Raw genomic sequence first — 14997 nt, 5'->3', positions numbered from 1 at the left:
GGCTCCGACAACCGGCCGGATGTAATGCACGAGGTGACCCGGGCGATGTAGCTGGCAAGTAGCCGCACAGCACCAACGCAGCGGGCTCAGTATCTTGCCGCCGCGCTCGCCCTGCGCTCCTTTCCATGCCTACCTATACTCCCGGCCTGCACATTCTGGCCACTTTCGCGGCTCCTGCCCCTGCCCTGCGCAATGCCGAGGCCTGCCGCGCCTTCTTCGATGCTCAGGTTCTGGCCTTTGGGTTGGAGAAAGTCGGCGAGGCGTACCACAGCTTCCCGGCCGATGATACCGGCGATGGGGGCTTTACGGCGGTGCTGGCCCTCACCGAGTCGCACCTCAGCATTCACACCTGGCCCGAGCACGGGCTGGCCACGTTCGATGTGTTTCTCTCTAATTTCCGGCGCGATAATTCGACCACGGTGCGCCGCCTGTACGCGGCCACGCTGGCGTTTTTCGAAGGCACCGAGCTCACCCAAACCGAAGTGCGCCGATGAGCGAAACCGTTACGCCCCGGCCCGAGTCGGCGCAGCTGGACTGCCCCGAGTGCCGCACCAGCATCACGTATTACGACGTGGCAGGCAGCGAATTCTACGCCTGCCCGAACTGCCACGCCTATTTCCAGCACACAAACGAAGAAACGCCCAAGCTCATTGGCAAATACACGCGGACCACGCACGCCACCCCACTGATTCCGCTGGGCGCACTGGGCACGCTGGCTGGCACGCAGTGGCGGGTGGTTGGCTTTGTGGAGCGCTGCGAGTACCAGGCCCAGCAATACACCTGGAGCGAGTATCAGCTGTACCAACCCGAAACCCGCGAGTATGCCCAGCTGGCCCAGTTCAATGGCCACTGGATAATTATCCGTCCGTTCGCCGAACAAAAAAACCAAATCAAACTCGTCGGCCAGTCCTTGGAAAGGCCCGAGGGTACGTACCGGCTCTACGCCCGCTACCAGACGCGAATATTGTGGGCAGTGGGGGAATTTGACTGGGACATCAAAGGCGATGATTCCGTAAAGATTTCCGAATACATCCTGCCCCCGCGCATGGTAGTGCAGGAGCGGAACGAAAATGCAGTGACCTGGTACCGGGCCGAGCACGTGGAGCCCAGCGACGTGGCTGCTGGCTTTAAGGTGCCGCCCAGTTCGCTCCCCACGCCGGAAGGCGTGGGCGCTGTTGAACCCAACCCTTCGGCACCAAAGTGGCCCGCGCTGAAACGGCTTACCCTAGTGGCTCTGGCGCTGCTGCTGCTGGGCCAAGTGCTCTTTTCCATTCGGCACCGGCGCGAAACCCTACTCAGCGAACGCCTGCGTGTGGTAGCCGATACTGCCGCCGCAGCCGGAACCGGCCGCATCATTGTGTCGCCCTCGTTCACCCTAAAAGACCAGGCTGCGCTGCTCATCGAACTGAACACCACTCTCAATAACCAATGGCTGGAGCTGCCCGTGAGCCTGGTAAACGAGCAGACCGGCCAGGGATTTGAGTTCACCAAAAACATCGAGTATTACTCGGGCGTGGAAGGCGGCGAGAATTGGACCGAAGGCCGCCGCGACACCGATGCCGTGCTGTCGCGGGTTCCGGCCGGGCGCTACCACCTCAACTTCTACCCCATCACCGAAGCCGGTCCCGCCGCTCCCGAGATTGTGGTGACCGTGGTAGCCAACCCGTTTCTGTGGTCCAACTTTTTCATTGCATTGCTGTCGCTGCTCATCTACCCGGTTTGGCTCTACATGCGCCGGGCCAGCCACGAAACCGGACGCTGGAGCCAGAGCGACTACGGCCCCACGCAATAACACCACCAAATCATGCTCAACGACTTACTCGATTTTCTGCGCCCTGTGCGCTTCTACGCGCTGCTGCTGCTGCTGCCGCTGGCGTGGTTTGCCTGGGGCGGCCTCACCGGCACCCGCCTGCTCGGCGACGACAACGAAAGCACCGAAACCCTGAACGCGCCCGGCACCCGTAGCCACGGCCACGGCGGGCGCGGCCTCTACTTTCACAAATAACCTGCGCCTTATGACCGACTTACATCTTCACCCGCTGCTGGCTTCCATCGTGTACTCCGTGCTCGGCATCGTGCTGCTGCTGGTCAGCTTTTTCATATTCGATAAACTGACGCCGGGCACTCTGCGCAAGGAAATTCTGGAAGACCAGAACACGGCCCTGGCCATTTTGGGCGCGGCTTTTATGCTGGCCGTGGCCCTCATCATCAGCGCCGCCATTCATGGCTGAGTTGTTGGAGGCGCCCGCCGCTGAAGCCCTGCCCGGCACTCCGGCCACGGCCGGGCCCGAGGCGCGGCTGCCGGGCCTGCTGCTGGCGGCGGTGGCCGTCATCGCTACCTGCGGGCTGATTTATGAGCTGATTGCCGGCACGCTGGCTTCCTACCTGCTGGGCGATTCCGTCACGCAGTTTTCGACCATCATCGGGGCGTATTTGTTTGCGATGGGCATCGGCTCGTGGCTCTCGAAGTTCCTGGAGGGCTCGCTGCTCCGCTGGTTTATCCGGCTCGAAATTCTGGTGGGCATCGTGGGCGGCTGCATGGCCCCGCTGCTATTCGTATCGTTCGAGTACGTGGCTTCGTTCCGGCTGCTGCTCTACACGCTGGTGGGACTCACGGGCGTTTTGGTTGGTTTGGAGATTCCGCTGCTGATGCGGATTCTGGAGCACCGCTACCCGTTCAAGGATTTGGTGGCCCGGGTGTTCACCTTCGACTACGTGGGTGCGCTGCTGGCTTCGCTGATTTTCCCGCTGGTGCTGGTACCGCAGCTCGGGCTGATTCGTACTTCGCTGGTTTTCGGCGCGTTGAACCTGGCTGTGGCCGCCGTGGTGCTGGCCCGCTTCCCCGAAACCCGGCCCTACCGGCGGCGCTTTGGCGCGGGCATAGCGGCGGCGCTGCTGGGGCTGGCGGTGCTGTTCGGCTTCGCCAACAAGCTGCTGGCCTATACCGAAACCCTGGCGTTTCAGGACCAGGTGATTTACTCGAAATCGACGGTTTACCAGCGCATCGTGCTCACCCGCAACCCGCGCGAGCTGCGCCTGTTCCTCAACGGCAACCTCCAGTTTAGCTCGGCCGATGAGTACCGCTACCACGAGGCGCTGGTGCACCCGCTTATGCAGGCCCTGCCCCAGGCCCGCCGGGTGCTGGTGATGGGCGGCGGCGACGGCCTGGCCGTGCGCGAACTGCTGAAATACCCGCGCCTCACCAGCATCAAACTGGTCGACCTCGACGCGGGCATGACCGAATTATTCAAGCACAACGAGCTGCTGCTGGCCCTCAACCAAGGCGCGCTGAACAACCCGAAAGTCCAGGTCATCAACGCCGACGCCTACCAGTGGATTCGGCAGGACACCTCGCGCTACGACGCCGTCATCGTCGACTTCCCCGACCCGGGCAACTACTCCATCGGCAAGCTGTACTCGGCCGCCTTCTACACGGCGCTGGCGAAGCGGCTGGCCCCCGACGGGCGGCTGGTGGTGCAAAGCACCTCGCCGTTTCTGGCCCGGCAGTCGTTTTGGTGCGTGGCGCACACGCTGGCGGCGGTGGGCCTGCACACCATCCCCTACCACCTCTACGTGCCGTCCTTCGGCGAATGGGGCTTCGTGCTGGCCGGCCCCGACACCCACTGGCGCGGCGACCTGAGCCCACTGCCAGCAGGGCTGCGCTACATCACGCCCGCCACCATTCACGACATGCTCCGCTTCCCGCCCGACATGAGCGAGGTGCCCACAGAAGTGAACCAGCTGAACAACCAGGTATTGGTGCGGTATTTTGAGGAAGATTGGGGGCCGTACGTGCATTGATAAGTAACGCACAGAACGTGTTAGTTATACTCGTCGCGAAGTAGGGTGCGGGGCTTGCCCCCGCCCGTCGTTGAACGATTGGGTCCAGATTCGTTCAACGACGGGCGGGGGCAAGCCCCGCACCCTACACCTTTTTCGCAAACCACTTCGGGACGAGTATAGAACGTCATGCCGAGCATTCTGCGCATCAAGCAAAGACCGAGGCATCTCGCGTGCCACCACTAATTCAATCGTTCAACGAATTAATTGCTACCACACGCGAGATGCTTCGCTACGCTCGGCATGACGTTCTGTTATTCCTACTTCTGCAATAGATAATGCCCACTCGTCGCTCCTTCCTGGCCCAAAGCGGCGCGGCCCTCACCGGCGCGCTGCTGCTGCCTGCTCTTCCCGGCTGTGCGCCTACCAACCCACTGGCCCACATCAAAGGCCAGCTGCTGGGCCCCGATGCCGCCACCGGCCACCTGCTGCGCGACCCCAGCAAAATTCCTGCGCCCACCACTACCATTGAGACCGACGTGCTCATCGTTGGCGGTGGGGTGGCGGGCCTATCGGCGCGGCGCTGGCTGCACCGCCACGGGCAGCCCAACACGCTACTAGTGGAGCTGGCTCCCGAAACCGGCGGCAACGCCAGCGCCGGCCGCAACGCCGCCTCGGCCTACCCCTGGGGCGCCCACTACCTGCCCGTGCCCGACATGCGCAACACCGAGCTGCTGGAGTTTCTGCACGCCGCTGGCACCCTCACTGGCTATGCGCCCGATGGCCGGCCCATCTACAACGACTACCACCTCTGCCACGACCCCGAGGAGCGCCTCAACATCGAAGGCCACTGGCAGCAAGGCCTCGTGCCCGCCTTGGACCTGAGCGCGGCCGACCAGGCCCAGGTGGCCCGGTTTTTTAAACTCACGGAGACGTTGAAAACCGCCGTCGGCCGCGACGGGCGCGACGTATTCCGCATTCCGCTCGACCAGTCTTCGACTGACGCGGAATACCGCCAGCTCGATGAAATTTCCTTCGCTGATTACCTCGACCGCGAGGGCTTAACCGCCCCCGCCCTGCGCTGGTACCTAAACTACGCCTGCCGCGACGACTACGGCGCGACCGCCGCCCAGGTATCGGCCTGGGCCGGGCTGCACTACTTCGCCAGCCGCAAGGGCCAGGCCCACAACGCCGCTGGCTCCGACGTGCTCACCTGGCCCGAAGGCAACCACTTTCTGACCGAGCACCTGCGCCGCCAGGCCAGCGCGCCCATCCAGACCCAAACCCTGGCCTACGACCTGCGCGAAACCGCCACCGGCATCGAAGCCCTGGTTTACAGCGTGGCCACCCGCCAGAGCACCCGCGTGCGCGCCCGGCAGGTGCTACTGGCCGCGCCGCAGCACATTGCCCATCACCTGCTGGCCGCCGTGCCGGGCCACCAGTTGCCGCCGCCCGGCGCGTTGCACCACGCGCCCTGGCTTATCGCCAACCTCACCGTGGCAGGCCTGCCGCAAGGCCCTGGCCGCCCCCTCAGCTGGGACAACGTGCGCTACGGCAGCGCCTCGCTGGGCTACATCAACGCTACGCAGCAGTCTGTCAAGCAAGATGATGGCAGCCCCAAAGTCATTACGCTCTACTGGCCCCTTACCGACGAGCAACCCGGCCCGGCCCGCCGCCGTGCCTACCAAACCAGCTACGCCGAGTGGTTGCCCCGCGTGGTGGCCGAGCTCGAAACCTACCACCCCGGCGTAACGCCCTACCTGCAACAAGTCGACCTCTGGGTGTGGGGCCACGGCATGGTGGCGCCCACGCCGGGGCTGCTCTGGGGCGCGGCGCGGGCAGCAGCTATGCAGCCGGTGCGCGGGCGGATTTTCTTTGCGCACACCGATTACAGCGGCATTTCGATTTTTGAGGAAGGGTTTTATCAGGGGATTCGGGCGGCGCAAGAGATGCTGGCGGCTGCTAACGCCGCTGGTTGAACGTGCTGCAAAGCGCAACCGAACTGTGTCGTTCTCAGCCTCCTTAGTTCCTCTAATGCCCACCTCTCCTCAACCCTGGATACGCTCCGTTCGCTACGACGGGCTGCTCATCCTCGCGCCCCCGTTTGGGGCGCTGCTGGTGGTGCTGGCGCTGCCCGCCTCGTACCGCCACACGGCCGAAATGCCGCTGCTGGCCTGGGTGGCATTGGTAGTGCTCATTGATGTGGCGCACGTCTACGGCACACTATTTCAAACGTACTTCGACCCCTTGCGGCGGGCGCAGCGGCGCACGTTGCTGTGGGTGGTGCCGCTGGCCTGCTATGCAGCGGGCGTGGCCCTGCACAGCCTGGGCGGGCTGGTGTTCTGGCGGGCGTTGGCCTACCTGGCCGTGTTCCATTTTATTCGGCAGCAGTACGGATTTCTGCGCATCTACAGTCGGCATGAGGTGCACGCGCCCGGTCGGTGGCTAGCCGCAGCCCTCGTTTATTACGCCACCATTTACCCACTGATTTATTGGCACTTATCGCCCGGTCGCCACTTCAACTGGTTTGTCGAAGGAGATTTCGTGCAGTTCGATTGGCCAGCAGGCCGGGCCGTGGCCACCGCACTTTATGTGGGGTTGATTGTGGCCTATGCAGCCCGCGAACTGTGGCTGTGGCACCACACCCGCGCCTTCAATGTGCCGCGCAACCTCTTGCTCGTCGGCACTTTGGTGTCGTGGTACGCGGGCATTGTGCTGTTCAACGGGGACCTGGCCTTCACGCTCCTCAACGTGGTGTCGCACGGCATTCCTTACCTGGCGCTGGTATGGGCTGGCGGGCCAAAGCAACCCCATACCCAGGCACCTGCGCGGCGCGGCGCCTGGGCCGGGCGCTACGGGCTGGCCGTATTTCTGGGCGCCGTGGGGCTGTTGGCTTTCCTCGAAGAAGGGCTCTGGGATGGCCTGGTGTGGCGCGAGCACGGCACGGTCTTCAGCTGGTTTCAGCAGCTGCCCGCCGTGGCCAGCCCCGCGCTGCTCATGTGGCTGGTGCCGCTGCTGGCGCTGCCGCAGTCCACGCACTACGTGCTCGACGGCTTTATCTGGCGGAGAGGGCGTAGGACGGAGCCTTCGCTCCGTCGGCGTTGAACAGTCAGTACCGGGACTACCCCGGCGGGCGACGGAGCAAAGGCTCCGTCCTACTGCTACTTCACAATCACCAGCTCGACGCGGCGGTTCAGGCGGCGGGTTTCTTCGCGGTCGTTGCCGTAGCGGGGCTTGGCGCCCCCGAAACCGATGGTGGTGATGCGCTTCTCGTCGATGCCGCGGCCCACGAGGTAGCGCTTCACCTCGGCTACCCGGTCTTCAGAGAGCTGCTGGTTTTTATCGGCCGGGCCCACGTTGTCGGTGTGGCCTTCGAGACGAACTTCGGTGGCGGGAGCTGCTTGCAGGGCAATGGCCAGCCGGTTGAGCTCGATGAACGAGGAACCCAGCAGCGTGGCCTTGCCCTGAGCGAAGATGATGCTGGGCAGGTCGACCTTCTCTCCCACCACGGCTGGCTTCAGCAAAATGTCCCGCCGCGGCGAGCCGCTGGCGCTTATTGTGTCGCTCATCGTGAGCAGGCCACCGATGGCTGAGAGTGCATAGCGGCCCGGCAGCAGCGACATCTGGTAGTTGCCCGAGTTGTCGGCCCGGCTGGTGGCCAGAAACTGCGGGCTGTTGCGGTCGGTGCCCAGCAGGTTGGCCTTTACCAGCGCGCCGGGCACTGGCTGCTTGGTACGCGCATCGAGTACACGCCCGCTCAGGAAAGCCCGGCCGGCTGCTTCCGATACCTCGGCCACTGCCGGTTTCGGCAGCGAGTCGGCCGCTACGGCGCGGCCCGTGCGCCAGATATCCTTGGTGCCATTGGCCGTGGCCGACGACGAAAAGTACGCCGTTTTGCCGTCGGCCGTCAGGCTCAGATAAGCGTTGAAGCCGGGGCCATTCAGGGCCGGGCCCAGGTTGCGGGGCTCGCTCCAGCGCGTCCAGGAATCATCGAGCCGGGTGCTTACAAACAAGTCGGCCGAGCCGTAGCCCATGTGGCCATACGAGGCGAAATACAGGGTTTTCCCATCCGGCGCCAGCCAGGGCGCGAAGTCAAACCCCGGCGAGTTCAGCACCGGCCCCAGGCTCAGGGGCGCGGAATAGCCCCCGCTGGCTTCGTGGAAGCTCACGTACAAATCGTTGCCGCCTTCCGAGTCGCCGCGCTCCAGTGAGAGCAGCAGAATGGGGTCCTTCGGGCCAGTGCCCGAGTCCACATAGAAGCCCGTGGCGGGCGAGGCCGAGTACAGATTGGCAATTTCAAGGCGGACGGGACGGGCGCCTTTGGCCAAGCCAGTGCTGGCAGCGTCGCGGCTGATATTGCTCAACCCGTCGTCGCGGAAACCATTCGCTTCATATGTTCCCCTCACGTACAACAGCCGGCCATCACGCCCTCCTATTGCCACCACCTCGTTGTTTTGTTGGGTGTTGATGGCATCAAGGCGCTCGGAGGCGCCCCAGCTACGGCCCTTGTCAGTGCTGCGGCTCAGCCAGGCATCGCCCGAGTCGGTGTTGCCCTCGGTGTTGCCGGCAAACTTGGTGCGGGCGAAGTACAGCGTGTTGCCGTCGGGGCTGAGGATGGGGTGCAGCTCGTTGCCCGGCGAGTTCACCGCACCGGCCAGCAGCTGCGGCGCGCCGAACGGCGACGGCCCTTCCAGCACATTCAGGCGCAGCCGAAACAGCCGCCACTGTTGCGTCGCGCGGCCGTTGTTTTTCTGGGCCACCACCGGCGTGCCGTTGAACTTGTCGGACGCGGCCAGCGCAGCTACCCGGGCCTCGCTCTTGTTTTCGAGCTGGAAGCTCCCCAAGGGGCCGGCCGGCACCAGCCGCCACTGCTGCTCGGCGCTGCCCTGAAACGGCCGCTGCACCAGGGCCTTGCCCTCGCCCGCAGTTGCCACCGTGAGGCACTGGCTGCTGTGGCGCGCCTCGATGCGGTAGTACTCGCTGCCCTGGCGCACCGGCACAAACCGCCATTGCTGGCTGTTGGCGTGCGTAAACTCCCACTGCACGGCGGCCGCTCCGCTGGTGGTGCTGGCGCTGGCCACGTCGAGGCAGCGGCCGCTGCCCCGGTCAATCAGGCCGTAGTAGGCCCGCTCATCGGGAACAAAAGCATTGGTTTGGGCAAGGGTAAATAGTGGCAGCAGCAGCAGCCAGGGCAGCAAACGAAGCATGGGCAAGGGCGCGGCAGAACAAAACGCGCATGGTTGAACACCGCAAAGAACGGCGAAACGGGGCAGCGAGTATGAAATAAGTTCGGTTCGTGATGCCGAGCGCTGCGAAGCATCACGCGGGCTTTAACCAATTTAGTGGTGGCACGCGAGATGCTGCGCAGCGCTCTGATTGACGTTCTTTTGCTCTTCCCTCCGCTCTCCTCCCCTAAGCCAGCAGCTTGTGCTTAATGGCGTATTGAATGAGCCCAACCACCGACTTGCAGTTGGTTTTGGTGAGGATGTTCTTGCGGTGGGTTTCCACGGTGCGCTCCGAGATGAACAAGGCCTCGGCAATGGCCTGGTTTGACTTCTCCTCGGCCACGAGGCGCAATATTTCGCGCTCGCGGGGCGTGAGTTCGACCACAGCCGGTGCGCCGGTGCGCTGCCCGGGCACGTCGAGGTTTTGCAGCAGCGTCTGGCCCACTTCCTGGCTGAAGTAGGTGCGCCCGGCGGCCACATCGGCAATGGCAGCGCTGAGCTCGGCCTTGGAGGTGTTCTTCAGCAGGTAGCCCAGGCCACCGGCTTCGAGCACCTGCGTCACCGAAGCATGGTCGTGGAACATGCTCAGGGCCAGCACCCGGATGCCCGGATGGTCGGCCCGGATGTGCTGGGTCAGCTCCACGCCGCTCATCTGGGGCATGTGCAGGTCGAGCAGCACCACGTCTACCTCGGGGTGCTCGCGCAGGCGGCGCAACGCCTCGGGGCCGGAGTTGGCCTGGGCCACCACGCGCACGGCCGCGTCGGTGCGCAACAGGGTTTTAATACCTTCAATCACCAGTGGATGGTCGTCGACCAGCAGCACATTAACCCGGGACGGAACAGAGGAAACGTCGCTCATACCACAATACAAAATATCCCGCGCTGCAATATTCCCGCGCGAACCGGGGCCTTGTTCAAACATAGCACGTTTATATTCAATTAAGAAAATACTTGGTCTAAAAGGAGCTTATCAGGCTGGCAGCGGCACGCTGGCCGTGATGCTGGTGCCGCGCCCGGGACGGCTGTCGAACTCCAGCTCGCCACCTAAGTAGGCTACCCGGGTGGCCATGTTGCGCAAGCCCAGGCCCGCGTCGGGCCCCAGCGCGGCGGTGTCGAAGCCTACGCCGTTGTCTTCCACCAGCAGGGTGAGCTCGGTGGCATGCCGGATGAGCTGCAGGTTAATTTCGCTGGCGTGGGCGTGCTTCACAATGTTCTGCACGGCTTCCTGCACCACGCGGTAGAGTGCATGCTCGACGCCCGGCGCCAGGCGCACCGCGTCGAGGCCCAGGGTTTCGAGGTGGATGCGCAGGCGGCCGGGCCGCTGCAGCTTGTCAAGAAACTCGCGCACAGCCCGCGCCAACCCCTGCTTAATCAGGGCGTTGGGCAACAGGTCGTGGCTGATGTCGCGCACTTCGCGCACGCTCTCGTCCACCACGTCCAGCGCGTCGGCAAAGCGGCCCTGCTCGTCGGCGTTCAGGCGCGAGCCCAGCTCCTCACTCAGGCCGCTCAGGTTCAGCTTGACTACGCTCAGCAGCTGGCCCACGCCGTCGTGCAGGTCGGCGCCGATGCGGCGGCGCTCGGCTTCCTCGGCTGCCAGCACCGCGGCAGCCCGCTGCTGCTGCAGTTGCTGGCGCTCCCGCTCAAACTCAATTTCACGGCGCAGCCGGCGGCGGGTATACATCAGGTAGCCCACGCCGCCCAGCAGCGCGGCAATCGCCAGCCCGGCCCACAGCTGCACGCTGCGCCGCCGAATAACCTGCTGCTGGGCACGCAGCTGGGCGGCCTGTACCTGGTTGCGGGCTTCCTTCTGCTCGGTTTCGTACTGGGTTTGCAGCTCGGCCACGGTGCGCGTGGTGGCGGCCAGGCGCAAGGTGTCTTTCAGCACTTCCATGGCGCGGTGGTAGGTAAAGGCACCGCGGTAGTCGGCGCGCGCCGCAGCCAGGTCGGCCAGTCCTTCGAGGGCATCAACTTCTTCCTGCCGGTCGTGGCTGGCGCGGGCCAATGCCAGCGCCTTAGCCAGGTAAGGAGCAGCGGCAGCAGCGTGCCCGGTTTGCACCAGCGACTCGCCCATGATGGAGTATACATCGGCGAAGGCCGCCGGCGTCACATTGCCGGGGTCGCGGGCTTCAAATGCGGCTTCGACCCGGCGCAGCAGCGGCAGCGAGGCTGCCCAGCGGTTCTGGCGCTGCTCCAGCACGGCCAGGGTTAGCAGCAGGCTACCGTTGGCGCTGGTGTCGGGCTGGGCGCGCGCAGCGGCCAAGCCCTGGGCCAGGTAGGCCCGCGCCCGCTCAAAGCGGCCCGCATCGCGGTGGATGATGGCCAGGTGGTTGAGGCAGCTGATGACGTAGGGCGCCACGTGCATCTGCTGCCAGCCGCGCAGGCTTTGCTCGTAGGCCGTTTGGGCGGCCGGCAGGTTTTGCTGCTCCAGGTAAATCTGGCCAATGGCACCGTACGAGTCGGCCTCGGCGGCGGTGTCGTGCGCGGCCCGGCGCAGGCGCAGGCCGCGCAGGCTCAGGCGCATGGCTTCGGTGTAACGGCCCTGGTTGGCGCGGCGTTTGGCGGCGTTGGCGTAGTTGTGGCCGGCCCAAAGTGAGTTGCCCAGGGCCAGGAACTGCTTGGCCGAGTACATATGCAGCCGCACCGCCGCGTCGGGCTGGCCCCGCTGGGCCGCGAGCGTCGCCAGGTTGTAGCTGGCCCGCGCCTGCCGCCGCCGGTCGCCAATTTCTTCGGCCAGGCGCAGGGCCTGCCGGCCGTAGCGGCCGCCTTGGGCGGTGTCGTTGTACTGAAAGTTGAACATAAGCGTCACCAGCGCCTTCGTGCCGTTGGTGTCGTGCGGGTGCCGGGCAAAAACGCGGCGCAGGCTGTCCACGGCGCGCTCATTGCGGGGCGGAACTACGGCCACCCCCTTCTGGGCCGCGACCGGAGTAACCAGCGCCAGCATGAAGCTTAGTAAAAGAAGTATTTGGTACAGTTTGGGCATAGGCGAAAATTAGGGCCATTAAATATAGCAGAATATAACGGTTCTGCTTTCGGGTTAGCCAGCGGCGGCCAGCGGCACCTCCAGGGTTACCGTGGTGCCACGGCCGGGCGCAGAATCGAACTCGGCCCACCCGCCCAGGTAAGCCATGCGGCTACCAATATTCTTTAGCCCAATGCCGGCTTCTTCGCCCAGGGCGGCCGGGTCGAAGCCCACGCCGTTATCCTCCACCAGCACCGTCAGCTCGGTGGCGTGCCGGATAAGCTGCAGGGTAACCTCCGTGGCGTGGGCGTGCTTGAGAATGTTCTGTATTAACTCCTGAATGACACGAAACAACACGTTTTCGGTTGCGGGCAGCAGGCGTTCGCCCTGGTCAATGCCCACCACTTCCAGGTTGATTTTCACGCGGCCCACGGCGGGGATTTTATCCAGGAAGTCGCGCACGGCCAGCGCCAGGCCACGCTTTATCAGTGCATTGGGTATCAGGTTGTGGCTGATGCTGCGCACTTCGCGGAAGCTTTCATCCACCACGTCGAGGGCGTTTTGCAGCAGGGCCTGCTGGCCGGCGGTGGGCACCCCAAGCTCGTCGCCCAGCGCGTGCAGGTTGAGCTTGGCCGCCGTCAGCAGCTGGCCCACGCCGTCGTGCAGGTCGGCGCCAATACGTCTACGCTCGGTTTCCTCGGCCTCCAGCACGGCTTGCGCCCGGAGCTGCGCGAGCTGCTGGCGCTCCTGGGCAAACTCTACTTCCCGGCGCAGTCGGTGGCGGTTCAGCAGCAGGTAGGCAAGCCCGGCCAGCAACGCCGCAATGGCCAGCCCGGCGCCCAGCTGCACATTGCGCCGCCGGATGATTTGCTGCTGGGTGCGCAGCTGGGCGGCCTGTAAGCGGTTGCGAGCAGCCTGCTCTTCGGTTTCGTACTTGGTTTGCAGCTCGGCGGCCTGGTCGGCCCGGCTCTGCTCGTACAAGCTGTCGTTCAGGGCGATGAAGCGTTTTTGCCAAGCCAGGGCCAGCGCCGGCCGGCCGGTTTCCTCATACAGCGTGGCAAAGCCATTGTAGGCCACCCGCACCAGCGGCAAGGCGCCGGCTTCCCGGGCCAGGGGCAGCGCCCGGCGGTAGGCGGCTTCGGCCTCGGCCGGCCGGTGCAGCAAGGCCAGGGCATCGCCCAAGTTCAGCCACGACTCGCCCTGGGCCTGGGGGTTGCCGCTGGCCTGGTCGAGGGCCAGCGTTTGGCGGTAGTACCGGTAAGCGTCAGCGCCTTGCTTGGTGGTTAGAGCCACCGCCCCCAGATTATAAAGGGCCAGGCTGGCCGCGGCCGAGTCGCCAAGCGCCCGGCTCTGGCGCAGGCTGGCCAGCAGGTCGGTGCGCGCCGGGCCGTAGTGCTGCATCTCCATTTGCACCGTGCCGCTGTTGCTCAACGCTTTCACATAGGCGGTGGCGGCTTTGGCATTGCCGGCGCGGGCCAGCGGGGCCAGCAGGGCCTGGGCGCGGCGGGCATCGGCCAGGGCTTTTGGCAATTGCTTGAGGCGCTTATTGGTGTTGCTTAGGTTCAGGTAGGCAATGCCCTGGCCCAGCGTATCATGCCGTTGGGTAGCCATTTGCAGGGCCAGCACCAGGTGCCGCGCGGCCGCCGCAAAGTCGCCCTGCCCATTGGCCAGGCGCCCCAGCAGCAGGTGTGCGGCTTGCTCGTGGGCCGGCTGCCGGCTGGTGCGGGCGGCTCGCACCGCCTGCTCGGCCAGTTGCCGGGCCTGGACGGGGGCCGGGGCAAGCAGGGCCGCCGCATCGCGCAGCAGCAGCCGGGCCTGGGCCGAATCGGGGGCCACGGCCCGGCGGCGCGCCAGGCTATCGGACGGCGCGGCTTGGCCGGCCGCTGCTCGGGGCTGCCCACCGGCCAGCCACGCGCCCAGCAACCCAACCACAACCCAACGAGGTAACAAGCCCCAACGGCAAAGAAGATTCATGCGTAAGCCCGGAAAGCCGGCTCAACCGGCCAGCCTCCCGCCGAAGCAATATGAAAATTAATTTCGGTATTCGATACCTTATATATACCAACGCCATCTGATGGCCGGGCAGTAGCAATTAAGCACCGACCAAACGCGAACTCACTTTCCCCTGGCACTCATACCATTCCCCCCTCCCACTATGCGCAAAGGCACCACTGTCACTTGGAAATACGGCACCGGCACGGCCACCGGCAAAATAGAGTCGGTGCACAAAGAGCCCACCTCGCGCACCATCAAAGGGGCCGAAATCCACCGCAATGGCACGGCGGAGGACCCGGCATTTGTGATTGTGCAGGACAATGGCAATCGGGTCCTCAAGCTCAAAAGCGAAGTAAAGCCGGTGGCGTAACAACCGCCGCGCCGCGCCTTTGTCCGGGCTTATCTTTAACTGGCATTCGCCTTTCCTGTGTCGCCCAGTGCTGGTTTGAAAGCGACTTTTTTGCCCTGCCAGTGCCCGGCGACACGAATGCATTGCCATTGCTCTCCCCGCCCAGCTGTCTACTCCTTCCCAGCCATATTATGCAGTGCGGTACGAGTCCGCACCCGCCCTGCTGCGGGGCACAGTGCTCCGGCCGCTTTCCTCGCTCGAATTCACCGAAGCCTGCGAGATACTGCTAGCCGCGGCGCGGGAGCACCGCTACCCCTACTGGCTGCTCGGTGGCCGCGCCGACATTGATGCCCGCCCGCCCGACGTGTATGCGTGGTTGAGCGACGAATTTCTGCCCCGGGTACACCGCGTGCTGGGCGGCGGGCCCACACTGGCTTTCATTGCCCGGCCCGAGTTGTGGCACTCCTTAAGCGCCCGCAGCTTTGCCCCACCCAGGGCTATTTTCGGCACCTTCCGCGCCAACTGGTTCACCGACGAAGATGCGGCGCTGGCCTAGCTGGCCACTTATCGCACGGTTTTACCGTGATTCAGAGCACATTGGCGCGTGATTGTGGGTAGACCAAGCTGCCTTCAACAAAAAATCCCCTCCGGCATGCGCCGGAGGGGATTTTTGATTAGCGGATACTACA

At 64.6% G+C, this 14997-nt stretch carries 13 protein-coding genes; 9 read left to right on the top strand and 4 right to left on the bottom strand.

Features of this window, described 5'->3' with window-relative positions; all coding sequences use genetic code 11:
- Positions 1-125: 125 nt before the first annotated feature.
- From ABD837_RS22545 to ABD837_RS22515, 7 genes are all read left to right on the top strand, one after another.
- The gene (locus tag ABD837_RS22545) at positions 126-494 is read left to right on the top strand and encodes an S-adenosylmethionine decarboxylase family protein (RefSeq protein ID WP_345059113.1); all 369 of its coding nucleotides are present in this window, start codon (positions 126-128) and stop codon (positions 492-494) included.
- The gene (locus tag ABD837_RS22540; RefSeq protein WP_345059111.1) at positions 491-1792 is read left to right on the top strand and encodes a DUF4178 domain-containing protein; all 1302 of its coding nucleotides are present in this window, start codon (positions 491-493) and stop codon (positions 1790-1792) included. The genes ABD837_RS22545 and ABD837_RS22540 overlap by 4 nt, the downstream gene beginning before the upstream one ends.
- Positions 1793-1804: 12 nt before the next feature.
- The gene (locus tag ABD837_RS22535) at positions 1805-2005 is read left to right on the top strand and encodes a hypothetical protein (RefSeq protein ID WP_345059109.1); all 201 of its coding nucleotides are present in this window, start codon (positions 1805-1807) and stop codon (positions 2003-2005) included.
- Positions 2006-2015: 10 nt separating this feature from the next.
- Complete coding sequence (locus ABD837_RS22530; protein WP_345059107.1) at positions 2016-2231, top strand: DUF350 domain-containing protein; 216 nt, start codon at positions 2016-2018, stop codon at positions 2229-2231.
- The gene (locus ABD837_RS22525) at positions 2224-3801 is read left to right on the top strand and encodes a polyamine aminopropyltransferase (RefSeq protein WP_345059106.1); all 1578 of its coding nucleotides are present in this window, start codon (positions 2224-2226) and stop codon (positions 3799-3801) included. Before ABD837_RS22530 ends, ABD837_RS22525 begins: the two co-directional genes overlap by 8 nt.
- Before the next feature lie 317 nt (positions 3802-4118).
- Positions 4119-5759 carry an FAD-binding protein gene (locus ABD837_RS22520; protein ID WP_345059104.1) on the top strand — a complete coding sequence of 547 codons (1641 nt, stop codon included), beginning with the start codon at positions 4119-4121 and terminating at the stop codon, positions 5757-5759.
- A 55-nt stretch (positions 5760-5814) separates the two neighbouring features.
- Positions 5815-6885, top strand: coding sequence for a hypothetical protein (locus tag ABD837_RS22515; RefSeq protein ID WP_345059102.1), 1071 nt, complete (start codon positions 5815-5817; stop codon positions 6883-6885).
- A 56-nt stretch (positions 6886-6941) separates the two neighbouring features.
- Here ABD837_RS22515 and ABD837_RS22510 read toward each other — a convergent pair whose 3' ends face one another.
- The 4 genes from ABD837_RS22510 to ABD837_RS22495 form a co-directional block, all read right to left on the bottom strand.
- Positions 6942-8987: an RICIN domain-containing protein gene (locus ABD837_RS22510; RefSeq protein ID WP_345059100.1), complete on the bottom strand. Its 2046-nt coding sequence runs from the start codon at positions 8985-8987 to the stop codon at positions 6942-6944.
- A 205-nt stretch (positions 8988-9192) separates the two neighbouring features.
- Complete coding sequence (locus ABD837_RS22505) at positions 9193-9864, bottom strand: response regulator (protein WP_345059098.1); 672 nt, start codon at positions 9862-9864, stop codon at positions 9193-9195.
- A gap of 111 nt (positions 9865-9975) precedes the next feature.
- Complete coding sequence (locus tag ABD837_RS22500) at positions 9976-11985, bottom strand: tetratricopeptide repeat-containing sensor histidine kinase (protein WP_345059096.1); 2010 nt, start codon at positions 11983-11985, stop codon at positions 9976-9978.
- Positions 11986-12039: 54 nt separating this feature from the next.
- The gene (locus ABD837_RS22495) at positions 12040-13938 is read right to left on the bottom strand and encodes a tetratricopeptide repeat-containing sensor histidine kinase (RefSeq protein ID WP_345059094.1); all 1899 of its coding nucleotides are present in this window, start codon (positions 13936-13938) and stop codon (positions 12040-12042) included.
- A 181-nt stretch (positions 13939-14119) separates the two neighbouring features.
- Between ABD837_RS22495 and ABD837_RS22490 the strand changes: the two genes are divergently transcribed.
- Together ABD837_RS22490 and ABD837_RS22485 are read left to right on the top strand one after the other, a co-directional pair.
- Positions 14120-14329, top strand: coding sequence for a hypervirulence associated TUDOR domain-containing protein (locus tag ABD837_RS22490; RefSeq protein ID WP_345059092.1), 210 nt, complete (start codon positions 14120-14122; stop codon positions 14327-14329).
- Between the two features lie 175 nt (positions 14330-14504).
- Positions 14505-14864, top strand: a complete 360-nt coding sequence (locus ABD837_RS22485; RefSeq protein ID WP_345059090.1) for a hypothetical protein — start codon at positions 14505-14507, stop codon at positions 14862-14864.
- Positions 14865-14997: the final 133 nt, after the last annotated feature.

The sequence above is a fragment of the Hymenobacter glaciei genome (genome assembly GCF_039539585.1).
GTDB lineage: Bacteria > Bacteroidota > Bacteroidia > Cytophagales > Hymenobacteraceae > Hymenobacter > Hymenobacter glaciei.
Note: the sequence above shows the minus strand (reverse complement) of the source record. Positions and strands in the feature narration are given on the sequence as shown.